Genomic DNA, 805 nt, shown 5'->3' with positions numbered 1-805 from the left:
ATAAACTTATTTAGTAAAACAATCTCTCTAATATACGTTTTATGATCTTATAAACATACGTATAAAGTTTAAATGATGGAATGTAATGATAATTTAATTTATTATCCATCTGAGAAACTTGGTTTAAACCTGTAATGAGTTTTTTTTTAATGAAAAATCACTTTTTCTCCTTCCTTAGTAATATCCGAAAGCGAAATGATTAAAGTACATCCTTAAAAATTAAGTGAAAGCTGATTACTTTCAGAGCAGGTAACTAAGACAGATAAATAAAGACCGTTTATAAAGTAAATAAAGAAGAAAAATGATAGCTGTCTCTTATACACATCTATCTTTATATATTAACTTAGTTAATACTACAAAAAAGAAACTAATCATTAAAAAAAAGAAAACATCAAGTATCAAGCTAACTAATTGCTGTCTCTTATACACATCTAGATGTGTATAAGAGACAGAACTTAGTTAATACTACAAAAAAGAAACTAATCATTAAAAAAAAGAAAACATCAAGTATCAAGCTAACTAATTGGTTTCCTTGCAGATTTGGAAATAGTTGTTCAAAAAAAACGGATTTTAAATAAATGGAAATAAACAAACCTAAAAAAGCGACAAAATAACTCAGAACAGGGGGGATTATAATAGCAATTGCTTTCTTCATGATTCTCATAAGTCAACCTCCTTTTTTATTTTATTCTAATTGAATAAACTTATTTAGTAAAACAATCTCTCTAATATATGTCTCTTATACACATCTAGATGTGTATAAGAGACAGCGCTAGAACCCCTTGAAATTGTTTGTAGGTTACTA

This window comes from Enterococcus sp. 10F3_DIV0382, assembly GCF_002140245.1.
In the GTDB taxonomy this organism is placed as follows: Bacteria; Bacillota; Bacilli; order Lactobacillales; family Enterococcaceae; genus Enterococcus_B; species Enterococcus_B lactis.
This window is presented reverse-complemented; position numbering follows the sequence as displayed.